General features: G+C 55.8%; 21 protein-coding genes and 1 pseudogene. 5 read left to right on the forward strand and 17 right to left on the reverse strand.

Annotated features, from left to right (window positions below):
• Nucleotides 1-25 precede the first annotated feature (25 nt).
• Together AC3CHX_RS17625 and AC3CHX_RS17630 are read right to left on the reverse strand one after the other, a co-directional pair.
• Nucleotides 26-1,984 carry a sensor domain-containing diguanylate cyclase gene (locus AC3CHX_RS17625; protein WP_488629326.1) on the reverse strand — a complete coding sequence of 653 codons (1,959 nt, stop codon included), beginning with the start codon at nt 1,982-1,984 and terminating at the stop codon, nt 26-28.
• Nucleotides 1,985-2,538: 554 nt separating this feature from the next.
• Complete coding sequence (locus AC3CHX_RS17630; protein ID WP_488629327.1) at nt 2,539-3,012, reverse strand: aminoacyl-tRNA deacylase; 474 nt, start codon at nt 3,010-3,012, stop codon at nt 2,539-2,541.
• Nucleotides 3,013-3,525: 513 nt separating this feature from the next.
• Between AC3CHX_RS17630 and phbB the strand changes: the two genes are divergently transcribed.
• The 3 genes and pseudogenes from phbB to AC3CHX_RS17645 all read left to right on the forward strand — a co-directional run bounded on the left by phbB (nt 3,526) and on the right by AC3CHX_RS17645 (nt 5,314).
• On the forward strand, nt 3,526-4,266 hold the full coding sequence (gene phbB / locus AC3CHX_RS17635; RefSeq protein WP_488629328.1) for an acetoacetyl-CoA reductase: 741 nt from the start codon (nt 3,526-3,528) through the stop codon (nt 4,264-4,266).
• 159 nt (nt 4,267-4,425) lie between these two features.
• A pseudogene (phaP, locus tag AC3CHX_RS17640) lies at nt 4,426-4,992 on the forward strand (TIGR01841 family phasin).
• 19 nt (nt 4,993-5,011) lie between these two features.
• Entirely contained in the window at nt 5,012-5,314 is a 303-nt protein-coding gene (locus AC3CHX_RS17645; RefSeq protein ID WP_488629329.1) for a DUF5996 family protein, read from the forward strand.
• Here the strand turns inward: AC3CHX_RS17645 and AC3CHX_RS17650 are convergent.
• From AC3CHX_RS17650 to AC3CHX_RS17695, 10 genes are all read right to left on the reverse strand, one after another.
• Nucleotides 5,198-5,944: a hypothetical protein gene (locus tag AC3CHX_RS17650; RefSeq protein ID WP_488629330.1), complete on the reverse strand. Its 747-nt coding sequence runs from the start codon at nt 5,942-5,944 to the stop codon at nt 5,198-5,200. The two genes, AC3CHX_RS17645 and AC3CHX_RS17650, sit on opposite strands and share 117 nt — an antisense overlap.
• A 239-nt stretch (nt 5,945-6,183) precedes the next feature.
• Entirely contained in the window at nt 6,184-7,683 is a 1,500-nt protein-coding gene (locus AC3CHX_RS17655) for an aldehyde dehydrogenase (protein ID WP_488629331.1), read from the reverse strand.
• A gap of 35 nt (nt 7,684-7,718) precedes the next feature.
• Nucleotides 7,719-8,969 carry a Zn-dependent hydrolase gene (locus AC3CHX_RS17660; RefSeq protein WP_488629332.1) on the reverse strand — a complete coding sequence of 417 codons (1,251 nt, stop codon included), beginning with the start codon at nt 8,967-8,969 and terminating at the stop codon, nt 7,719-7,721.
• 13 nt (nt 8,970-8,982) lie between these two features.
• Entirely contained in the window at nt 8,983-10,689 is a 1,707-nt protein-coding gene (locus AC3CHX_RS17665) for a thiamine pyrophosphate-binding protein (RefSeq protein ID WP_488629333.1), read from the reverse strand.
• A complete protein-coding gene (locus AC3CHX_RS17670; RefSeq protein ID WP_488629334.1) occupies nt 10,686-11,654 on the reverse strand; it encodes an HpcH/HpaI aldolase/citrate lyase family protein in 969 nt (322 codons plus the stop codon). Before AC3CHX_RS17670 ends, AC3CHX_RS17665 begins: the two co-directional genes overlap by 4 nt.
• An 11-nt stretch (nt 11,655-11,665) precedes the next feature.
• Nucleotides 11,666-12,310 carry an RraA family protein gene (locus AC3CHX_RS17675; protein ID WP_488629335.1) on the reverse strand — a complete coding sequence of 215 codons (645 nt, stop codon included), beginning with the start codon at nt 12,308-12,310 and terminating at the stop codon, nt 11,666-11,668.
• A 14-nt stretch (nt 12,311-12,324) separates the two neighbouring features.
• Entirely contained in the window at nt 12,325-13,614 is a 1,290-nt protein-coding gene (locus AC3CHX_RS17680; RefSeq protein ID WP_488629336.1) for an MFS transporter, read from the reverse strand.
• A gap of 474 nt (nt 13,615-14,088) precedes the next feature.
• Nucleotides 14,089-15,057 (reverse strand): MBL fold metallo-hydrolase, encoded by a 969-nt coding sequence (locus AC3CHX_RS17685; protein ID WP_488629337.1) that lies wholly within the window; start codon nt 15,055-15,057, stop codon nt 14,089-14,091.
• A 71-nt stretch (nt 15,058-15,128) separates the two neighbouring features.
• Entirely contained in the window at nt 15,129-15,650 is a 522-nt protein-coding gene (locus tag AC3CHX_RS17690) for a PH domain-containing protein (protein WP_488629338.1), read from the reverse strand.
• 795 nt (nt 15,651-16,445) lie between these two features.
• Nucleotides 16,446-16,829, reverse strand: coding sequence for a hypothetical protein (locus tag AC3CHX_RS17695; protein ID WP_488629339.1), 384 nt, complete (start codon nt 16,827-16,829; stop codon nt 16,446-16,448).
• Between the two features lie 163 nt (nt 16,830-16,992).
• Between AC3CHX_RS17695 and AC3CHX_RS17700 the strand changes: the two genes are divergently transcribed.
• On the forward strand, nt 16,993-17,418 hold the full coding sequence (locus tag AC3CHX_RS17700; protein ID WP_488629340.1) for an SRPBCC domain-containing protein: 426 nt from the start codon (nt 16,993-16,995) through the stop codon (nt 17,416-17,418).
• An 86-nt stretch (nt 17,419-17,504) separates the two neighbouring features.
• Here the strand turns inward: AC3CHX_RS17700 and AC3CHX_RS17705 are convergent, their stop codons facing one another.
• The 4 genes from AC3CHX_RS17705 to AC3CHX_RS17720 all read right to left on the reverse strand — a co-directional run bounded on the left by AC3CHX_RS17705 (nt 17,505) and on the right by AC3CHX_RS17720 (nt 20,605).
• On the reverse strand, nt 17,505-17,678 hold the full coding sequence (locus tag AC3CHX_RS17705) for a hypothetical protein (RefSeq protein ID WP_488629341.1): 174 nt from the start codon (nt 17,676-17,678) through the stop codon (nt 17,505-17,507).
• A gap of 193 nt (nt 17,679-17,871) precedes the next feature.
• Entirely contained in the window at nt 17,872-18,177 is a 306-nt protein-coding gene (locus tag AC3CHX_RS17710; protein WP_488629342.1) for a PXPV repeat protein, read from the reverse strand.
• Nucleotides 18,178-18,402: 225 nt separating this feature from the next.
• The gene (gene ltrA, locus AC3CHX_RS17715; protein WP_488629011.1) at nt 18,403-19,797 is read right to left on the reverse strand and encodes a group II intron reverse transcriptase/maturase; all 1,395 of its coding nucleotides are present in this window, start codon (nt 19,795-19,797) and stop codon (nt 18,403-18,405) included.
• 481 nt (nt 19,798-20,278) lie between these two features.
• Nucleotides 20,279-20,605, reverse strand: a complete 327-nt coding sequence (locus tag AC3CHX_RS17720) for a hypothetical protein (protein ID WP_488629343.1) — start codon at nt 20,603-20,605, stop codon at nt 20,279-20,281.
• 433 nt (nt 20,606-21,038) lie between these two features.
• On the opposite strand from AC3CHX_RS17720, the gene AC3CHX_RS17725 reads away from it, so the two are divergent.
• The gene (locus tag AC3CHX_RS17725; RefSeq protein WP_488629344.1) at nt 21,039-22,661 is read left to right on the forward strand and encodes a phospholipase D family protein; all 1,623 of its coding nucleotides are present in this window, start codon (nt 21,039-21,041) and stop codon (nt 22,659-22,661) included.
• Here the strand turns inward: AC3CHX_RS17725 and AC3CHX_RS17730 are convergent.
• Nucleotides 22,656-23,573 (reverse strand): LysR family transcriptional regulator, encoded by a 918-nt coding sequence (locus tag AC3CHX_RS17730; RefSeq protein WP_488629345.1) that lies wholly within the window; start codon nt 23,571-23,573, stop codon nt 22,656-22,658. The two genes, AC3CHX_RS17725 and AC3CHX_RS17730, sit on opposite strands and share 6 nt — an antisense overlap.
• Nucleotides 23,574-23,614 lie beyond the last annotated feature (41 nt).

The following is a 23,614-nucleotide window of genomic DNA, read 5'->3' on the forward strand; positions in this document are numbered from 1 at the left end:
CCGATCGCGCTGTCCTTGATGCACGCTAATCAACGGCAATTTCAATACGGTTGCGACCACTTTCTTTGGCACGGTAAAGTGCCATGTCGCTACGAGAAAGAGAAGCGTCAGCGCTCGCATCGGTTACGTTCATGACAGCAATACCGATACTCACTGTCACTGTGATCGTTTCATCGCCCTCAACGAAAGGCGTTTCAGCCACCTGTTTTTGCACGCGTTTAGCAAATATCTCTGCCTCAGCGACTCCCGCACCGGACAGAACAACTGCAAACTCTTCCCCTCCCATACGGCCCACGGTATCGTTCTTGCGCAGTTGATCACGCAGAATGGATGCGAAATGCTTGAGTACCAGGTCGCCTATGGCATGACCGTAGCTGTCATTGATTATTTTAAAATGATCGAGATCACACATCAGTACCGTACTGCACGTGCCGGCGATCCTCTGAATTCGAGCCAGTTCTTCTTCCGTTCGGGCCATAAAATAGCGCCGATTGGGTAACTGCGTCAAAAAATCTATTTCGGCGAATTCATGTAACTCAATCTCTATACGCTTACGTTCGGTGACGTCGGTGATGAAACCATGCCACAGTGTACTGCCGTCCTGCAATCGACGAGGCCGCGCATCCCCATTGCGCCAACGCAAACCTTGTCTAGGCAATATGACGCGGTACTCAAGATGCCAAGGCATCAGGCTGGCGGCGGATGCATCGAGCGACGCACAGTAACTTGGGAAATCATCTGGATGAATAATTTCATGCATGAGGGAGACATTATTGGCGAGTTGTTCCGGCGTGACCTCGTAAATATCACTGATTCCCTCGCTGACATAAGAGAAAAACGCATCCCCATTCGGCAATAACCTATATTGGTATACGAGGCCTGGCACTTCATTTGTCAGACAGGTTATCAAGTCAACACTCTGCTGCAGCCTATCGGACAACGCCCGCATGGCCGTTATATCGGTGGTCGTGCCTATCATGCGCAGCGGCTTGCCTTCCATGTCTCGGCTAACAACCTTGCCACGGCTCGATATCCATTTGTAGCTGCCATCCTTGCAGCGGATTCTGTGTTCCACCGCATAGCTGTCTGTCTTTTGATCGAAATGCGCCTGTATAGTCGCTTGAACAAAAGGAAGATCATCGGGATGCACACGCGTATAACTTTCCTCAATCCGATTGCCGATCTCTGAATCCGTATAACCCAGAATCGCTTTCCAGCCGATTGAATAATGAATCTCACCAGTCAAGATATTCCGATCCCAAACCCCGGTTCCACTCCCTTCGATTGCCAGCGCCATTCTTGTTTCGCTCTCGTGCAGAGTGATCTCCGCCTTTTTTATCCTGGCTTCAACGATATTGCGCTCAATGGCAATCGATGCCAGCGCTGTGACATCGCCAATGGCTTGTCGATGCTTGTCGCTTGCCTGATCAAGTGTTTGTGAATAGGCGACAAAAATCCCAAGCATACAGTTGGCGGTGGACCGGATAGGGATCGCCGAGCATGCATACAGTCCATGTTGTAGAGCCAGGTCGCAAAAGCTGCGCCAGAATCGGCTTGCTTCGACATGCTCGGCCAAGGTATCCCTTGCAAGCTGACGCGCCAGGATGCCATCGTCAATAGCGATACTGCCAATTGCGCGACTGTAGTCTTGATCCAGACTGGGTGCAGCACCTAGACGCAGGTGATTGGCATCCTCATCCAGCAGAAGAATGGCCCCTGTGATTTCGGGATGCTGATCTTCAATCCCATTCACAATACAGGTCAACGTCTGGGCAAGCGAAGCACCCCGTGCAATGTGCGCTAACGTCAAATTGGTTGCCGCTAGCAATCTCTGATGCAAATTAAAATCCGGGTTGTTGTGAGAGGTGCCGAACGTCGCTATGTACTCAGCGTCGGTTCGATGATGTTTCGTCGTGGTTGCGGCAATATTTGCCCCAAAATTGAAGTTGCTTAGCTCCGCATTAATTTTTTCGAGATCAGGCATTGCTTCTCCTGGGACTAGACATTAACCTTCACTGTAGCGAGTCGTCGCTCACGGAGCTAATCGTGAAATATGCGTAATGCAAACCACTCAGTATGGTTGGAGAAAATACTCAACCAGCGTTGCTGTTCCATTGCGATAACGAATCCAGTCTACTCATTCAACGCACATATGTCCATGAGGCAATAGTGGGTGAATGAATGCCAGTTCAGCCGCGGCCAGATCTCACAGACCATCCCCGACGCTCTTGAACAAAACCGGGCGTCCGTTGCCTTTCCTTGGGGTCTCCACGATGTGCAGCGGCGTGACGCCAGGCCACGCCAACCGCGAATAGATGTGCGAGCCGGAAAAACCGATGGCGTACCCATGTCCAACCGAGGCGACCACCAACCCGGATCGCAGCGAGTCCGCCTATGATAATAAGCGCCACTTGCGCATGCACAACGCGCACCGCGTCGGCCAGCCAGATCATGATGCCCTCACACGGTGCGCTTCGGGGGATGCGCCTGACCTGGCGCTATCGGCCAAAAACAGGCCGGGGTGGTGGCAACCTGCTTTTACATCATGCGACGTGCGAAGTGTCCTCGCTCCGCGTCGGCCATCAGGTCGACAAACTGGCCGATGCTCATATGGACCAGTTCCTGATGGTCGCCTGCCTCGAAATAGATATCCGGCTGCTTGAGCAGGCTGTCGTCCAGGTAGGTGTGCATGCCGTACGCCATCGCCACCGGTGGGATGGCGCCTACGTCGCAATCCTTGAACACCTCACGGATCTCATCCTCGTCCGCAAGTACCAGCTTGCGCCCGGTCTGCTCGCAGATCGCCGCCAGCAGCAGGTGGTGGCTCGAAGGAATCACGGCCGCCACATAGCCGCTTTCATCCTCCAGCAACAGGGTTTTGGCCAAACGGTCTCCAGGAACATGTGCAGCCTGTGCAGTGGCCATGCTGTTGGGGGTATAGGGGTGACGGACGATGTCGAAACGACAGTTCTTGCTGCTTAGGCAACTTGCCAGGGTGTTAGCCAATGCCATGATGCTTCCCCTCTCATTGCGAAAGAGCCTCGGGTTATCCTTGCTCCGCTATCAGTATAGTTTGTGCGGCGTGCCGTCGATAGCATGGCGTGTAAACGGCTAGCCGACAGTGGTTTTCCTTGCGTCTCAATGGGGGCCGGCGGCCATACCGGCAGCTTGTCGCCATTTGCCTTTGTATCCGCGGTATTTTCGATGCCTACCTGATCCTTGGCGGTCGGCACACATCGGCCGCGCGCTTGATTATAAGAACCGCTAATGCTGCATGACAGCGTCTGCGCTCAAATCTTGCCTGTCAGAAATACCAGCTATTTTGATGTAAGTAATAGGGATATGCTGACGCATAAAAATCGCGCTTGAAAAATATGCCAACGCGACAAGCCGTCAGATGAACGGGCAATGACGGATTGATCCGGTATGTACCGCTGTTCATAACGAAGAGCGCGCACGGCAGTGGTTCAGCAAGCGGTGTTATTTTCAACGGCATCACAATCCAAAACACAAGGAAGCAAGAACATGGCAAGAATTGCATTAGTGACCGGCGGCATGGGCGGTTTAGGCGAAGCGGTGTGCATCAAGCTGGCAGCGTTGGGCCACCGGGTGATCACGACCTATTCGCCGGGAAATACCAAGGCCAACGAATGGTTGGCGTCGATGGAACAACAGGGTTACAACTTCCGCGCCTATCCGTGCGATGTGGCTGACTACGCGTCGGCCAGGGAATGCATCCGCATCATCGAGAAGGACGTCGGCCCGGTCGATGTGCTGGTCAACAATGCCGGCATCACGCGCGACATGACCTTCAAGAAAATGGACAAGCCCGACTGGGATGCGGTGATGCACACCAATCTCGATTCCGTATTCAACATGACCAAGCCGGTGTGCGATGGCATGGTCGAACGCGGCTGGGGGCGCATCATCAACATCTCGTCGGTGAATGGGCAAAAAGGTGCGTTCGGACAAAGCAACTACGCGGCGGCCAAGGCCGGCATGCATGGCTTCACCAAGGCGCTGGCGCTGGAAGTGGCGCGCAAGGGCGTGACGGTGAACACCATTTCGCCGGGGTATATCGGCACCAGGATGGTGATGGCGATTGCGCCGGAGGTACTCGACAGCAAGATCATTCCGCAGATTCCGATGGGGCGCCTGGGCAAGCCGGAGGAAGTTGCCGGCCTGGTCGCTTATCTGGCGGCGGATGAGGCGGCGTTTGTGACCGGAGCAAACATCGCCATCAATGGCGGACAACACATGTGCTAGGGTGCGCCCTGTTTGTAGTCATATATGACTACAACGCACAAATATGTCTTGATATGGCAAATTCGCTGACTATGCAGCATTTTCCGCATCTGATTGTTGCTGTGCCCCATATCGGCGGCAGCTCATATAAAGTATCTATTGAACATCAAGGAAAAATCCATGCTTTCGATTCCAGAACAATTTTCAACCGCTATCAAGGCCAACTTCGAGACCCAACTCGCCATGATCAATGCGCTGACCGGCAAAGCGCTTGAAAGCGTCACAAAAGTGATCGAATTGAACGTCAGTGTAGCTAAAGCGTCAGTGGCGGAATCCGCCGTTACTGCCAAGCAACTGCTCTCCGCCAAAAACCCACAGGAATTTTTCGCGCTGAGCGCAGCACAAGCGCAGCCGAATACGGAAAAGGCGCTGGCCTATGGCCGTCACTTGGCTGCTATTGCGTCTTGCACCCAAACTGACTTCACCGCAGCCGCTGAAGCGCAAATTGCCGATGCCCACCGCAAGGTAATATGATTGGTGAACGAAGTCACCAAAAACGCACCGGCCGGTTCCGAACGCGCGGTAGCGATACTGAAATCGGCCTTTGACAACGCCAATGCCCGCTACGAGCAGTTGACCAAGACCGCCAAACAAACGGTGGAAGCGCTGGAAACCAATCTGACCACGGTCACGAGCCAGTTTTCGCAAGCGGTAGAAAAAACTGTTACTCAGACCGCCAAGAAGTAAAGCGTGTGCGTGGGAGGTTTTGACGGGTCGCATTGCGGCCCATTTTCTTTTTCGCAAGCCCGTCATATGGCGCCGGGTTGGCTATGGCGCGCGGCAATCGAATTCCCCGGATTCCACGCTTCTCGATTTTTTACAGACGACCTGCGAAGCCGCCGCCAACTTGGCGAGGTGGGATCGCACCTCGCTGGAACGTGATCTTATTTCCTCATTGGACAGAAAAAGACTCAAGCTCTTCGGTAGTCCGCTTATGAAGCGCACCGCTGGCACTCATGTCTTCGTCAATGATTTTTACGTCACGCTTAATTGCCGGTACGTACCATAAGGCCTTGTACAGGCGCCCGCTGACTGGCGGCGGCGTATAAGGAGCACGCGCCTGCACGACAATAGTCGCTCCAGTTGCGGCACTGCCTGCGGCGCTGCTGGTCGAAGCACCGCGCTGCTCGAATTCTTTTGCCCACTCACCTTCTACTTCAATCTTAAGCGCCTTGAAAGTACCTGCTGCTACTTTCACATCCTCCCAGCCCACAACTGTGTATTGCAACGAGATTTTTTGCGTTTTAGCTTGCGAATCAGGTTTTTCTTCGAGTGTCTCTAATTTCCACGTTTTGCCTGCTTGCATCGGAAAGTCATACGGACGAGAAGTTACCGCATTTTTTCCATTGAGACTACGAGTGACGCTCCAGTCGGCATTGAGGCTGGATTCTTTTGGCGGCAAATTGCTGTCAACCGGTTTACTGGCAAGGATGATGGTGTGCAAACCAGCGCGATTGATCGAGGATTCCCATTTGCGCGTGGAGGAGTTGATTGTTCCAGATCTGTCCTCATCCACACGCACACTATAGACCCACTTGTCACCCTCTTTGAGTGCGGGACGATCAACGGTCTGCGCATGTAGTGTGCTGCTTGCCAAACAGATCAACGTAACGATCGTAGTGCGAAAAGCTATTGTCATTATTATCTCTACAGAAATTTTCCCAGCAGAAATTATAGCTGTCAGGCCAATCAAAAATATCAGTAAATGTTGAATGTTCCATAATTTTTCGGAGGTGAGCGTGTTTATTCAAGCAGCTTCAGGTAGGCGGGCGTCAATGTTCGCGATTCCTTGCGGCAGGATCACGCCACACGCCGATAGCAAGCCGCGAATCTGATCGGCCGCCATAATTCTCAAGACGTCCGCATAACGGATTCAGATCACAGGGTAAGGTTGAACCAGGTCGTCTTCAGGTCGCTGTATTTATCGAGCGCGTGCAAAGACTTGTCGCGTCCGAAGCCGGATTGCTTGACGCCCCCGAACGGGACCGTGATATCGCCATCGGCGTAGCAGTTGACCCAGACCAGCCCGGCCCGCAGGCGGCGCGAGACCCGATGCGCCCGGCCAAGATTAGCCGTCCACAACCCTGAACCCAAACCGTACGGGGAATCGTTCGCCAGCCTGATCGCCTCTTCTTCGGTAGCGAATTTCTGCGCCGCCAGAACGGGCCCAAAGATTTCTTCGCGCACGATGGTCATGTCCTGCTGCGCGCAGTCGAAGATGGTCGGCTCGATATAGTAGCCGCCGCTGGCCGTACGTACCTGCTTGCCGCCGCTGCGCAAATGCGCCCCCTCCTGCACGCCGGCGTCGATATACGACAAGACCTTGCGCATCTGCTGCTCATCCACGATCGCGCCCATCGTCGCGCCCGGATCCAGCGGATCGCCGGGAAGCATGCCCTTGGCAAAGTGCTCTACCCTGGCCATGAAGCTATCGTAGATACTGTCTTGCACGTACAGCCGCGAACCCGCAATGCAGACCTCGCCCTGATTCGAAAATATGCCGGTTGCAGCCGCCAGCGCCGCCTTGTCCATATCCGGGCAATCCGCGAACACGATGTGGGGCGATTTGCCGCCGCATTCCAGCCAGACCCGCTTCAGATTGGACTGGCTGGAATATTCCATGAAGCGTTTGCCGGTCATGGTCGAGCCGGTAAAGGCAATACAGTCGACATCCATGTGCAGTCCGAGCGCCTTGCCGGTCACCGCGCCAAGTCCGGGGACTACGTTGAACACTCCCGCCGGGATACCTGCCTCGGTCACCAGCGATGCCAGTTTCAGGGCGCTCAAAGACGACTGTTCGGCCGGCTTCAAGATCACGCTATTGCCGACTGCCAGGGCCGGAGCGAGCTTCCACGCCGCCATCATCAGCGGATAATTCCAGGGCACCACGGCAGCCACCACCCCGATTGCTTCCCGCGTAATCGTCGCCAGAGCGTCTTCGCCGGTCGGCGCGATTTCATCGTATTGCTTATCGCATGCTTCGGCATACCAGGCATAACATTTCACCGTTTCGGGGATGTCATACGACAACGCGTCGCCGATAGGCTTTCCCATATCGAGCGTCTCCAGCAATGCCAGTTCTTCGCCATGCTGCGCGATCAGCCGGGACAAGCGCAACAGGCACTGTTTGCGCTCACGCGGGTGCATCCGCGCCCATACGCCGGACGCGAAAGTGCGCCGTGCCGCAGCCACGGCAAGATCGACATCCTCGGCCTGGCAAGCAACCACGTCCGCCAGCTTGCGGCCATCGACCGGACTGAACGCGGCAAACGTCGCCCCGTTTTTTGCCTCGACAAAACGGCCATCGATAAACGCCTGACGCGGAATCCGGAGTGTCGCCGCACGTTCTTGCCAATAAGCTAAATCATGTAAATTCATTCGTTACTCCGTGATAAATAATTCCGGGATGCCGCTCACTGCGCCCGGCCCGATCGTGCCAGCATTGCCGCCAGCAGCACATTGCAGCCTGCTTCAAGATGCTCCGGCTTGGCGTCTTCGATTTCGTTGTGGCTGACGCCATCCTTGCAGGGGACAAAAATCATTGCCGTCGGTGCGATCGATGCGATGTACACGGCGTCATGACCGGCACCTGTAACAATATCCATATGCGACAAGCCGGCCTGCGCTGCACCGTCGCGAATCATGCCCACCAATCCCGGGTCGAATGGCGTCGGCTTGAAATACTGGACATCTTTCAATTCCACGGTGAGGCCGAATTTTTTCTGCGCAGCGATACAGGCCTGGCGCCAACGGCGATCCATCGCATCCAGCGTTGCTTCGTCCTCATGCCGGATATCGGCAGTAAACATCACGCGCCCCGGAATCACGTTGCGCGAACCGGGATGTATCTGCACCGCCCCGACCGTTCCGCGCCCATGCGGCTGGTTGGCATTGGCGATGTGCACCACTTCCTGCATCAGATGGGTGGCTGCAAACAGCGCGTCTTTGCGAATGGCCATGGGGGTCGGTCCTGCGTGCATCTCCATGCCGGTGACCGTCACGTCATACCAGCGCACGCCGAGCGAGCCGGTAACGACGCCGATGACCTTGTCTTCATGCTCAAGAATCGGCCCTTGCTCGATATGCGCTTCAAAGTACGCTCCCAGTGGCCGATCGCCAACCGGCGCCGTACCGGCATAGCCAATCGCCTGCAGTGCGTCGCGCACCGAGAGCCCGGCGAGATCTTGCGCATCGAGCGCGGTTTCAAGCGTGAATTTTTGGGCGAATACGCCCGAGCCCATCATCACCGGTACAAACCGCGATCCTTCTTCGTTGGTCCAGATCGCCAGCTCAAGCGGCGCTTCGGTCTGCACCTGATGTTCCTGCAAGGTGCGCATGACTTCCAGGCCGGCCAGCACGCCATAACAACCGTCGAATTTGCCGCCGGTAGGCTGGGTATCGATATGGCTACCGGTCATGATCGCCGGCAGCGCATCGTTGCTGCCGGCACGCCGGCCGAAGATATTGCCGATCCGGTCCACGCTGACGCTCAGCCCGGCGTCCTTCATCCATCCCACCACCAGATCCCGGCCCGCGCCATCCAGAGCCGTCAAGGCCAGGCGGCAATTGCCGCCCTTGTCGGTTGCCCCGATTTGTGCCAGCGTCATCAGCGATTGCCATAGGCGGTCGCCATTGATCGCGATCTTATTGCGTCTGCTTTGCATAAAATTTCTCTCTTCAAGCGGGTTGCTGTTGCCGGATAAATGCTTCCCGACGAATCGCGGACAAGGTATCGCCCGGTGCGATGCCGTCCGGGTCATACCGGATTTCCAGCAATGCGGGCAAATGCTCGCGATCGGCAAACGCACGAGCGCGCTCGAACGCCGGGCCGAAATCCTCGGTTTTTTCGACGATTTCGCCATAGCCGTGATAAGCGCGTATCAGGTCAGTGAACTCAGGATTGTCGAAATTCAACGCCATTGGCCGCGCCGGGAATTCCCGCTCCTGATGGGCGCGTATCGTTCCCCACATACCATTGTTGAACACCAGAACAACGATCCCAAGCTTGTATTGCATCGCCACGCCCAGCTCTTGCATAGTCATCTGAAAGCAGCCATCGCCGGCGTAGCAAACGACGGTGCGTTCGGGGTGCTCCAGCTTCGCTGAAATGGCTGCGGGTAAGCCGTAACCCATGGTGCCGACGGTCGAGGCAAGGCTGGTGCCCAGTCCGGAAAACTGGCGGTAGCGGTGCGGATACAGCGCGTAGTTGCCGGCACCGACCGTAATGCATGCTTGCGCGGGCAAATGGGTGCTCACGTATTGCGCGGCGCGATCGAGACTCATTGCCCCCGGCGCTGCCAAAGGCTCCAGGCTATCGTGATATTGCGCATGCGCCTGGCGTGTCATGGCACTCCATGCCGGCGACCGCGCAGGCCTGAGTTCGGCCACGGCGGCGGCAAAGCCCACCGCATTGGCGGTCAAGGCGAGGGTCGGCATGAACACGCGCCCTAATTCATTCGGGTCGGGATAAACGTGAATCAGCTTTTGGGTCGGGCGCGGGCTTTGGATGACGGTGTAACCCTCGGTGCTGGCTTCGCCCAGCCGGGTGCCGACGGCCAGAATCAAGTCGGCATCCTTGACCCGGTTGCGCAATGCTTCCGTCATCCCCCAGCCGACATGTCCGGCAAAATTCGGATGGCGCTGGTCAAAGCATTCGAGACGACGCCAGGCAACCCCGACAGGCAGGTCAAAACGTTCGGCGAATTGATGCAGTTGCGCGCTAGCCTCGGCGTTCCAGCCGCTGCCGCCGACCAGCATGAACGGCCGTTCGGCAGCTTCAATCATTGAGCGCATGCGTTCGATATCCGGGGCGCTGGGACTGCTGCTTGCGCGCACGTAGTGTGGCAGATCGGCAACCTCGGCCGTTCCCCACAAGGTGTCTTCCGGCAATGCCAGCACCACCGGGCCGGGCCGGCCGCTGGTCGCCACGGCAAACGCGCGCGCAATGTATTCCGGAATACGCTCGGTGCGGTCGATCTGTGCGACCCACTTGGTCATCTGTCCGAACATGCGCCGGTAATCGATCTCCTGAAACGCTTCACGCTCATAGAAATCATTGCCGACCTGGCCGACAAAGAGAATCATCGGCGTCGAATCCTGGAATGCGGTGTGGACGCCGACGCTGGCGTTGGTTGCGCCCGGTCCGCGCGTGACAAAGCAAATCCCCGGCTCGCCGGTCAATTTCCCATAGGCTTCCGCCATATACGCGGCACCGCTTTCCTGGCGGCAGACCACCGCTTGTATCGCGTCCTGACAATCATAGAGCGCGTCTATGCAGGGGAGATAGCTCTCACCCGGCACCAGAAATACACGCTTCACGCCGTGGTTGCGCAATTGTTCGATTAGTATCTGACCGCCGTTGCGTGCGGAATTTGTTGCGATCATATTGTCCTCATACTTGTAGGGATGGCGTCAGTGTGCGACGCAGGTTGAAATCTGGAATAGTCGGAAAAGGCAGCGTGACGTTCCAACAGGCGACGTGCATTGTTGTAGCGAGGCGCATCTATCCACTGCGAATCTACCAACCTAATATCGCAGTCGGGATTGCCGCGTTGCCGCTCGTACGCCGCGCATAACTCACGCGCGGTATGCGCGTCATGATCTGATGGCGTCAGTGCGTTGTTGAGCACCTGGACATGTTCGGGAAACACCACGCATTTCGACTTGAATCCGAGACGGCGCGCCAGACGCAGATCTTCCTCCAGCGCGGGTATTCCACGAAAGGTGAAAGGACAGTCGATGGCGACACAAGCGGCTGCAGTGCATTCAAGCAGGAAGCGGCCGCGTGCATGCAAGAGCTCGACGCAGTCCTCGCCTCGTTCTGCACCCAGACTGGCGGCAAAATCTTCGGCCGCCAGCAAACAAGCCTTGACGCGCTCGCTGGCGCGCAATATGCCGCTGATGGCCAGCAATCCGGCAGCCGATTCGATCGTGGGCACGATCTCGGTACTACCGGCCTGTATGTCGTGCGCTTCTTCAAGCGTGGAAATTTCCCGCGCAAGCGCAACGATCTGCTCCGCCGTTTCGACATGCGGCAAAAAGACAACATCGGGACGAGCATGCATCACGCCCGCCAGATCTGCACGGCCATCCACCGCCAGTTTGTTCACTCGCACTGCGCCGACAACGCCACGTTCGCGGCATGCGGACAACATCGCGGCAATCCGGGCACGCGCAACCGGACGGTCGGCGGCTGCGGTAAATTCCTCCAGATCGGCAACGACCACGTCCGCACCACCGTTGATTGCCGCCACTTGCGCTGCCGTATCCATGCCCGCAACAAACATCCAGCCGCGCCGCAGCGAAGGCGGACGGCGTGGCAGGTGAGCGCGGTTCGTCGTATTGTTCATCGTAAAGCTCCTTACTTCTGACCCAGGTCAGGCACTTGTTGTGCCAGTACCTTGCAGCTTGGCTCCCCTGCTTTCAACCGTTCGAGCAGCTTTGGCTCGGCCCGATCAGATGCCAGCGCTTTCTCGACCACAGCGGCAGCTGTCGCCGCATCCAGAAACAGCACCCCGTTATCGTCGGCAACAACGATGTCTCCCGGATGCACGACAACGCCGCCGCAGTGGATGGCGCCGTTCAAGACACTCGCCCCGCTGTCTTTCAACTTGGTGGTCAGAAGACTGGTTCCGCGGGCAAAGACGGGTAAGCGCATCTCCTGGAGTTCGAGCAGGTCGGTGACCGCGCCATCGACAATAATTGCTTTGGCGCCGGCACATTGCGCTGCACATGCCGTCACAGCGCCAACCGGCGCATGACGATGATCTCCTGCCGTATCGATGACCAAGACATCTCCCGGCCCGAGCTGTTGCAAGGCGCGATTGACGGCAATGGCGTCGGCGTCCGCAAGAAGCAGCGTCACAGCGCGGCCGACGACTTTGACATTGGAGATCAAAGCGCGAATCTTCGGGTCGGCAAAACCATTCTCAAGAAAATGGCCGAGGGTGGGAAAGCTCACTTCCTGCAAGCGTTCCAGTAGTTGCGTGTCAATAGGCTGGTTCACGGGGCATTTCTCTTTCAAACGAGGCATTCGCTGCGCTCTTCCACGCTGCTAGGGATATCTTTTTTTACCGTTTCTGCCAGCAGCAGCAATGCCACCAGCGAAAGCAGGGCCGAGCCGATCATGTACCAGGCAACCGACGATCCATGCCCTGTCATGGACAGCAGCGCGGTCGTGATGATCGGCGTGGCGGCACTACCTAACAGCCCGGACAGCATATAGCTGATCGATAAACCGGAATACCGCACCTTGGTGCCGAACAGCTCTGCCAGAAAAGTGGCGATCGGGCCGTAGTTCGCTGCGAACGCGGTCATCATCAGCATATAACCGAGTATCGCGAACAGAACCTGTTTGGTATCCATTAACCAGAAAAACGGAAATGCAACGACGGCTTCAGCGACGATTCCCCAGACGATGACCCGCATGCGTCCGAACCTGTCAGACAGTCCCCCAAAAACCGGAAGCATGACAATACACAGCAAACATGCGAGCAGCACGATGAATAGCATTGCATTCCGGCTCAGACCCAGCGTTTGCGTGCCGTAGGTAAGGCCGAAGGCGACCATCAGGTTGAAAGAAGAGCCGGTCGACATGGTTGCGATGCCGCCAAGAATGACTTTTTTCCAGGATTTTTTAAACACTTCGGCGATCGGGAGCTTGACCTGGGTTTCGGTCTTTTTTACCGCTTCGAAAGAAGGCGTTTCCGACGTATTGAGCCGAATATACAGGCCGACTCCGACCAGCAGGATGCTGGCCAGGAATGGAATGCGCCAGCCCCAGGCGAGCATATCTTCACTGGAGAACACCAGGGTGCAAAACAGGAATACCAGATTGGCGACAAGTGTCCCGGCCGGAACACCGATTTGCACCAATGAGCCATATAGGCCGCGCTGTTCACGGGGCGCGTGTTCAACAGCCATCAACACAGCGCCGCCCCACTCCCCGCCCAGGGCCAATCCCTGGATGACGCGCAAGGTGAGCAGCAGGATCGGTGACCAGATCCCGATGGATGCATAGTTCGGCAGCAAGCCTATCGAGAAAGTGGCAATACCCATTGTCAGTAGCGATATAAGGAGCATCGATTTGCGCCCCAGCCGGTCTCCGAAGTGACCGAACACGGCAGCGCCCACGATGCGGGCCAGATACGCCGAAGCGAAGGTACCGAACGCAAGCAGCGTCCCTACCAGCGGGTTGAAACTGGGGAAAAATATCTTGTTGAACACCAGCGCGGAAGCCGTGGCGAATACGAACAAGTCGTACCATTCGACCGTTGTTCCAATCACGCTCGCGATGGCTATTTTTTTCATTTTCGACTTCGACTCTTGTACAGCCGATCGATTGTCGAGAGAGGCCTTCTTCTCCATTTATGTCTCCAATAACTCTGGTTGACTATCTTTCCGATAGTTGTATTTCTTGCTGACGATTTTTACGGAATGTCGGCTAGCCCGGTCCATCAACTGGATCACGGACCAACTTCTAACTGAACGGCGATCATGTGAGATATAACCGGGTGCCGCTGATGGGGTGAAATAAACGCATTGCAAATAATTTATATAATCAAGCTATCAAGTGGTAAGGCCACTGACAAGTGTCAATATATCTGAAAAAATTTGTATGTCAAGCCGCCCCGCAACAAAAAGGGCAATTACATGAATCCCCTTGAATCCCATGGTATTGACGGCTGAGGGGGACGCCTGGCTGGGATTGCATCCCAGTCAGCCGGGTTGCTTCCCTGGCAAGACCAGAGCAGCGCCTTCTGGATATCGCAAGCCGGTTGAGTATCAACGCAGCCCATCCCTCTCCCGCAAAGCCTGTAAAACATTTGCAGGCGCCAACTCGGCGTAGCCCTCTAGCCGCTTGAACGCGGTAAGTTCCGTCGATTTCTGAGTCTGAGAAATGATGTCGGCATTGGTCGCGCCACGCTGCGCGGCTTGGTCGATCTCGGCGCGCAATATTGTGAGGTAGGCGCGCGTGTCGGCGTCCATGCGCGCCAGGTTGCCGAGCGTGCCGCGGCCGGGCACTATCTGGCGCGGGTGCAGGCTGGCAAGGCTATCGTAGGCAGCAATCCAGTTGGCAAGACGGCTGTCGGCGCTGAGCGCGAGCAAGGCATCGGACTGCATGATGGCGCCAGCGAACGCGATTTCCTCTCGCGGCAGCCAGACGGCGATGTTGCCGGAACTTTGCGCAGGGCCGAAATACAATAATTGCAGCAGACTGTCGCTGAAGCGTATCTCTTGTGTGTCATTGGAAAAACCGCGTGGCAGCGCGAGTTCGGTGCCATGGGCCTTGTCCTGGAGCAGAGCCTGCATGGCCTTGAGCTGGTCGGCGCCGCGCGTTTCCATGAGTTTGCGGGCTTCCTCATGGGCCAGCAGGGGCACACCAAGCTTCTTGAAGTAGCTGTTGCCGAGCCAGCGCGCCGGGTCGGGACCTGTGTTGATGACGTATTTGATCGGGTAGCCGGTGACTTTCTGGATCGCTCGATGCAGCATCTGGGCGACCCGATAAGAGGGACCGCTGTCGATGACCACAACTCCGGCCGAGGTGGCGACAAAGCCGAGGTTGACTGTCAGCGCGTCGTTGTCGTAGCTGGCCGCCTTGAGGTCGCCATACACGACATACACGCCGGGAGCGACACGCACCGGCACCAATTCCAGATCGGCCGCAACGCCCAGCATGCAGCAGCACGCCATGGCAATGCCAAGCAAGCCTTGGAATAACGCAGCGAATTGATTGTTGGTCATTCTCAACATTGGATCGAGTTCCAAAAATCGGATGCTAAGTCGTACTGCAACGGTCCTTAAGGACACGCAGCCAACCAATATTACGGCTGAATTATCGAAGTAATGCGCCGCCTTGTCCTCTCACGTAACGAGCATTCGCGTAGCGTATCAGCCAGTGATTCAAGGTTCTGGATGCCGTAGATTGATACGGCCTGGAAATTGGTATCAGATGACCGAAGTCGTAGAATGCAGTGCCCCGCCAGCCGCATTCCCAGCGGCTTATGCAGATCAAAATGCTCGATCGTGAATAACTCAACACTGTCCTTGGTTTTGGACAGAACTCCGCGTTCTATCTTGATTCTTTGGGTTGTGATCTGGTAGGTGATCCCGATACTGGTGAACCAGTAGAACAGGTACGCAATCCCCACGGTGAGAACGACTGGTATCCACTGCCACGCACTGTAGATGACCGTCGGATGGCCTGAATACAGGGTCTTTTCAATTCCGGCCTCCTGGCCTGCTTTAAAGGCCAATAAATCGGTATTGCAAAAGCGGCACCTGATTGCTGCCTGCTTGATCGTCTCTCCGCATACGGGACAAACCTTTATATCCTCAGTACTCATTTCTCTCCCCCGCATTGTTCGATTTCTTCCAAGATTGCCGCGTATCAATTACGACATGTAAAGTGGACTATTCGCCGCGATTCCACGTCGACTACGCTCTGCGATCACGCAGAAGGATACATGCTCGAACAACAGTTCTCTCTAAAAATTTCGTTTGCATGGGCATGCTGCGTGGCGTTTTCGCCCTACTCCCTGCGGGCCAACCTCTCCCGCACCAACTTGGCTGTCAGGGAACGGGAGGTCAAGAAAAGTTGCATTTCATTTTAATAAATGACCGGCAATATCAGGCATATTTGTTCTAGATCAGCTTTGGCAGATCCGAGTCGGGCTATTCTCAATCCTCGTTCACCCCGATTTCATGGGCTTTTTTGTTAGCCATGACGATTACTCCCCCAACTTAAGGCAGCCGCCTAAGAACTTGTACCGGCGGCTTGATAGCCCCCATATGAAGCATCGGCATGCCAGATTTGCCGTGAGCGTCACGATGAATGCCGAAAGCAATCCTCCTTGGGAGATTTTGAATGCTGACTAAATCGTTGTATAGCGATACCCAGGATCAATTGTGGCATCTCCGGTACATTAAAATACTTGCTCAGGAACTAGATCGACCGGTACAAGAGATTACGCCTCTGTATGAAGATGTCCTGATGCATCTAAAAGGACACGCAAAAATCGAAAACTATCTGGCGATATTTACGTCAAGGCGCGTGAAATCGATCTTCAATAACGTATCTCAGACGCGATCCGGCAGTCAAAATATCCAACGTGCAAATTGACTCTGGCCAGGCGGGATGATTAGTAGCTCCAGGTCACGTTGATCAATGCACCGTGCCTTGATCCGCGGACGTGCATGACGCCGTTGTCGGTGAATCGATACGCAAGCGATGGGCGTTGTCCGGTTGCGTCCAAGTGCAACCAGACGAGAGGATCGCCCCCAAAGCGCACATTTTTTCCTTGAGCATCCTGGACTTCGCTTTTGAATAAGGGCTCAAAGGCAATCCGTCTGACACCCGGCTCTATCCATCCTGTGCCCAAGTCTTCGAAACGAAGCGGCGCGTCGTGCGGCAGTTCCGGAGCAACGAGAAAGAGCGGATCAGCGAACGTATTTATGTCGGCGCGAGCGGGCGGCACCGCCACCAGGACAGCCGATAAAATCAGGATTTTCTTCGTCGCCAACATGCCCTATGCCTCTAAGGAAATCACGTTGCTTGAGGGAAATCTCCAGACCTCTTGCGATCCTCGCCACGCATCTCCAACCGAAATCCGACTGCCGCTTATCTGGAAATATCATACAACTGAATCTGCGTAGATTGTTGTGAATTTTACATTGAATGGCACCCGATTGTGCGGTGCCGAAAAAGAGGTAATCGAAATGCGAAATGTTATTTATCAGACGGTTGTATTGCCAGCTTCGGCCGAAGAACTTTTCAGCATGTATCTGGACCCCGTTTCGCACCAGGCCATCACCGGGCTTCCCGTCGTCATCGGAGCCGAACCCGGTGCGAAATTTGAGGCGTTTGGGGGAGTGTTGAGCGGTACGATTCTGCAAGTCGCCAGCCCAAGGCTCATCATCCAAACGTGGCGTTCACCTGCGTTCGCATCGGCAGATCAGGATTCGACCTTGATCTTGTCCTTCCATCAGGAAGGGGAAAATGGAAGAATTGACCTGGTGCATCTGGATGTTCCGGATCAGGATTACGACGGCGTTGTAAAAGGCTGGCAGGAAAAATACTTTGAACCATGGAGGGCATTTCTGGCAAGTCGCTGAAATGCAGAGATTAATTTCCTTCTTCACTTCCGTCAACTGGCTCATGTCGGGCCGGCGAAAAATCTACGTCGGTCCCTCGGCTGTCACTACCCACTTGAGCGCACCGACTGGTATATTACGAACGCAAGTCCGACCGGTGCGCTTGCCGCTAACGACATTTTGTGATCAACGATAATGATGATGCCATGCGTGATGACGATAGCGATCATGATCATGATGAAAGTGGTGACGATAATGATCGTGACGTTCCATGGGTCCACGGTCGTGCGCTTGGACGAGAGGTGTGAATGCCAGCAAGAGTGCAGCAATGCTAAGTAGCTTTTTCATTTTTCAATCCTTCGAATGATGGGATTTCACAATCCGCATTGGCAGCGGCATGATATGTAACGCTGCTGGCGACCATCGGCTGACATGCTGAATAAACAGACGCCAATGGATGGAACGGGCGTTTAATTAATGGTCATGGCCACCGTTTTCATGGTGGTCTTCACGATCATGGTCACGACGTTCATCATGGCGCTCGTGCGACCGCTGCTCTTGCCATTGACGCGCTCTTACGTGACGCTCACGCCAGTCTTGCTCCCGTTCCGCCTGCACATACACCGGACGCGGTTGAACATAGACCGGTGCCGGCGCAACATATACGCCTGGCAGGCCAATATTCACGCCGACATCCACGTGCGCCATCGCAGGGCTTGCGGCCATCATTAATGCGGTACTTGCGATCAATCCTGCAGCAATGCCGAGATATTTTTTCATGATTGTTTCTCCTTGGGTGTAAGTCTATTAAACGCCGAATCGGCTTGCGCCACTACCCTGCCTTGGTAACTGCCGTAACAAGATATTTCTTCGATAGAAAAATTAACCTATCAAATATTTCGTTGTTTGATACACGACGCTTTGCTATGTACTGATCGAGTAAGGGACGGGATTACCCCCGTCGCCTTCTCACACCACCGTACATGCGGTTCCGCATACGGCGGTTCATTCAACACGCTGGAAGCGCCGCTGGGTGTCCAGCAGCGAAACCAACCCTAATACATCAAAGAAGCGTTTAGGATACGCCGCGTTCATATGACTCGCTCCGGCGTTCCACCAGTGGCCGCGTCCGTTGCTTGCCGACTTCCATGCGCGCGTCTTATCCAAACCTTGGGCTTGCAGCTTCTTGTTACGGGTGGACGGTCGCTTCCATTGCCGCCATAGCAGGCAGCGCAGTTTGCGCCGAATCCATCCGTCCAATTCCTCCAACACACCTTTTACCTCTGTCAGGCGGAAGTACGATGTCCAGCCACGCAGCACCGGGTTGAGCGCTGCGATCGTTTCGCCGAGATTGCGCGAGGCGTTCCCGACCACGATTTCACGCACCCTGTCTTTCAATCGCTTCAGACTGCTATCGGCGATTTTAAGACGGACTTGCTTATGCCAAGTGACGCTGTAACCTAGAAACTTCCGCTGCCAGGGCCGTGCGACGGCGCTCTTGTCCCGGTTGACCTGAAGTTTTAATTTCTTCTCCAGATAGCCGGTAATCGCAGCCATCGCATGCCGTCCTGCCGCTTCGCTTTTGACGTAAATGTTGCAGTCATCGGCGTAACGGCAGAACCGGTGTTCCCGCCGCTCCAGTTCGCGGTCCAAGTCCGTCAGCAGGATGTTCGACAACAACGGTGACAGCGGGCCGCCCTGCGGCGTACCTTCCGTCCTCGCGCTGACGATCCCTGCCGACATCATGCCCGCTTCCAGATAACGACGGATCAGTTTCAATACCCGTTCATCTTTGACTTTCCTGGCTATCCGCGACATCAGAATGTCGTGGTTCACCCGGTCGAAGAATTTCTCCAAGTCGAGGTCGACCACCCAGCGGCGGCCTTCCTTGATATAACCTTGCGCTCGTTGCACCGCTTGCCATGCATTGCGGCCCGGTCGGAACCCATAGCTATGTTCGGAGAATTCAGGTTCGAACTCTGGTTGCAGGACTTGCAACAGCGCTTGCTGGATCAGGCGATCCAACACCGTCGGGATGCCCAGTGTGCGTACCCCGCCGTTGGGCTTGGGTATCTCCACTTTGCGGATCGCCGCCGGTATATAGTTGCCTGCCAGTAGCGCTGTCTTGACGCTTGGCCAGTGCTGTTGCAGCCACGCCTTGAATTCGAACACAGTGAGTCCATCGACTCCCGCTGCACCCTTGTTCTGCATGACCCGCTCATACGCTCGCCACAGGTTGTGACGTTCGACCACGACGTCCATCTGCCGCAGTCCTTCCGCTTTCGTTTGCCCATCCGCCGCCGTGCCAACCTCGGCACCCGACCCGGCCATCGACGAAATCCGTTCGTCTCTCTCCGTGTCGGGCGCAGTTGCCTGCCTTGTTGCGTCATCGATTTGCATCGAGGTCGGATGTCCTAATCGCGTTGTTCAATGTTCAGGCCTTCAGTCATGGCTCTCTCCGGCTCGCCGCCTCGTCCTCGACCTACTATGCCCTCTGCTGACTTCTGCATACGCATCCCAACACCTCTCGATGTCGGTAGCACTAGGCACGCATGCAGATCTCCCCGGGTATTGCGCACCTACCTTCACGCTTATGCCTGTCGGATCTACGTCATAGCCTTCCGGACAAGTATCGGGCTTTGATGATATTTGACATCTCACCCGGCTACGCCGCCTCATATCCGCTTCCTGTTCGTCAGGCCAGCGCTTTGCCTTCGGCTTCCTCCAGATTCGCAGTCGCCCGCGACACCCTTGCCTTCAGCTAACTCTTCCCCTTGTCGGGCGAGTAGAGGACTTCCACCTCCAAGTAAGCACGCCCTGCCGGGCGCACAAATAAAAAAGACAGGGCCAGCCTGTCTTCTTTTTCTACTAAATGACTTGATTACTTAGGTGCGGGCACTGTCGCATCCACCTTGACTTCGGTAGCGTCCGCTTTCGCTTTCGCCTTGGCTTTTACAGCCTTATGGTGCGCCTTCGCTTTTGTTGCCTTGGCGTCGGATTGAACGTCCGCTACTTTTGCATCGACTTTTGCATCGGTTTTCAATTCCTTTGCATCGGCTTTGACGTCAACCTTCGTTTCCTTCGCATCGGCTTTAGCAACTTTGGCGCTGAGTGCGGTTGGCGTTGCCGGAGCAGCCGGTGCAGCAGCTTGAGCGAAAACAGAAGTAGCGAACAGGCCGGCGATCAGAGTAGCGAGTAATTTATTCATTTGTATTCCTTTACGTTATCTTGATTTTCTCAAGTGATTCTTGAGGACTTGCGCTATAAACGACCGGCGCAAGAGTAACGTTGACCGCTATTACAACCCGTTACACTCTACGAGGAGCCTGTCGGACTTGGGAGTAATCGGCTGCAAAAATATCTGGACGGTCCATATTTCACCGCCTTCTCGGTCAATAGCTCGCTATTGACACTTCGAATCCGGCAAAATCTGTCCTCGCCCAGCTATTTTTTCGCTTCGATTCCCCAAGTCCGACAGGCTCCTAGGCATATGTGTCAGAATTGGATCGGCGCCGACGGTTAGCCCACAGAACCTGGAACCAAGAACCTGCATCTTTTCCGAACCGACTTCGTATACGTATTTCACGATCCGTTTTTAAGCGGCCCGGCGTGGCGTCACTAACCAAATGAAGGCTCAAACGATGAGACAACTTCGCTGGAGCAAGATGATGATGGGTCGGTTCCACTTTTCGCTTGCCGTGCTGCTGGTCGCGCTACTCAGCGGTTGCGCGTCGCTGCCGCCGGGTTCCGCTTTTCCAAAAACTGCTTCCTCGGCGCTGGCGCATCCGGAGCAGACCCGGCTTGGCCGCCAGTTTGAAACTGCGGCGCGCGAACATGACGGCAACTCCGGATTTCGCATCGTTCCGGTGGGCGCCGACGGGTTCCTGCTGCGCATGCAAATGATCAATGCCGCAGAACGCACACTCGACCTGCAATATTTCATTTTTCGCGGGGACGAAACCGGCCGGCTGCTGACCGACGCGGTATTGCATGCGGCCGATCGCGGGGTGCGGGTGCGGGTGCTGATCGACGATGGCGAAACGGTGGCCGGCGACGAGCAGCTTAGCGCGCTGGAAGCGCACGCTTCCATCGACATTCGCATCTTCAATCCCTTCGCGTATCGCGGCCACACTACGCTGTTTCGCGCCACTGAATTCATGCTCAACGCTTCCCGGCTCGACTATCGCATGCACAATAAATTGCTGGTGGTGGACAATGCCATGGCGCTCATAGGCGGGCGCAATATAGGCGATCAATACTTTCAGATCGACCCGGATTCGCAGTTCGCCGACGACGACGTATTTGCCGCCGGCCCTATCTCCCGACGACTCTCGGGAACCTTCGACGAATACTGGAACAGCGCACTGGCGATCCCGGTTCAGGCGCTTTCAGGTGGCAAGACGTCCCATGCCGACTTAAACGCGCATCGCACGGTATTGCACCAGCAGACCAGGCAGCTGAAGGCGGACGGTATCGACTATGTGAAGCGGGTGGCCACCGGCGAGCCGTTTAACGGGATCATCTCCGGCCGCTTGCCCTTGGTCTGGGCGCACGCGGAGGTGGTCTGCGACAGCCCCGACAAGAAGAAGGTGGAAAGCGGCGCGATGGTCGGCAGATTGATGCAGCGGGCGGTGGCGAATGCCGCTGGCGCGGTGCAATCCGAATTGCTGATGGTCACGCCCTACCTGATACCGGGGCACGAAGGCATGCAGTTGTTCAAAGACCTGCGCCAGCGCAACGTACGTGTCCGTATCCTGACCAGCTCGCTGGAATCGTCGACAGTGTTGGCGGCACAATCCGGCTACATGCATTATCGGGTGCCGCTGCTTGAGAGCGGCGTGGAGCTCTATGAGATCCGCTCGCTGCTGGGCAACACCAGAGGCAGCGGCGAAACGGCGGCCATCTCGCGCTATGGGAATTATTCGCTGCACGCAAAACTGTTTGTGTTTGACCGCCAGCGGCTGTTCATCGGTTCGATGAATTTCGATCAACGCTCGATGCACCTGAACACCGAAATTGGCGTGATCATTGACAGTCCCGCGCTTGCGCAACAGATCGCCGCGCGTTTTGAAGCCATGGTGCAGCCGGTCAATTCCTACATGCCGGCATTGCGTCCGCACGACACGGGGAGCGCGCCCGGTTTGGTGTGGCGCACCCAGGAAGACGGCAAAGCCGTTGAATACGACACCGAACCGGCGCGCAGTGACTGGCAAAGAATCAAGGTCCATATGCTATCGCTGCTGCCACTGGATAAGGAACTATAAACACTCTGGTTGATGAAATTCACAACTGGCAAACAGCGCCGCAGCCCATTCGACAAAGGCCCGTACCTTGGTCGATAAATGCCGGTTTTGCGGATATAAAACGTAAAATGGCCGGGCCAGGGTTGGGTACTGACTCAACACCACCCGGAGTTGTCCTGATGCGACGTAGCCCCGCATCAAAAGTGTTGGTAGCTGAGCGATGCCGAGACTGGCAAGACAAGCCTCGATACACGCGTCTGCATCGTTCAAGGCTATGCGCCGCAGCCCTTGCACCGTCGTTTGAATCCCATCGTTCACATATTCGAAGTGAAAAATCTTCCCTGTTTTTGGCGAAAAAAAGTTCACCAGCATGTGCCGCTCCAGGTCGGCCAGTGTCATGGGCGTGCCGGCTTTTTCAAGGTATGCGGGAGTGGCGCATGTCAACACTTGATAATTCCCCAGTCGTCGCGCAACCAAAGACTCATCCAGGATTTCGCCGCCGCGGATAACGCAATCGATGCCCTCCTGCAGCAGATCGACCGGGCGGTCGGTGCAGCCCACCTCAAGATCGATTTCGGGGTAACGCGCAAAAAAATCAGGCAGCGCGGGCACGATGAAGCGCCTTCCAAACGAACCGGGGACATCCACCCGCAGCCTGCCTTTGGGCACCATCGCGGCGTCGCTGACGGCGGCTTCGGTTTCTTCCAGATCACTGAGCAGACGGACGGCGCGTTCGTAGTAGGCCGCGCCGTCCGGCGTAACGCTGACATGGCGCGTGGTGCGGTTCAACAATTTCACGCGCAGGCGTTTTTCCAGGGCCAGCACCTGAGCTGACACGGTAGCCTTTGGCAGGCTCAGCGACGCGGCCGCCTTGGTAAAGCTAGTCAACTCGACCACTCGGGTGAACGCCAGCATGGTATCAAAGCGATCCATCAGATTACCCAGTAAATGAAGACAATACCGCTGATTTTAGC

The sequence above is a fragment of the Glaciimonas sp. OK215 genome (assembly GCF_057787885.1).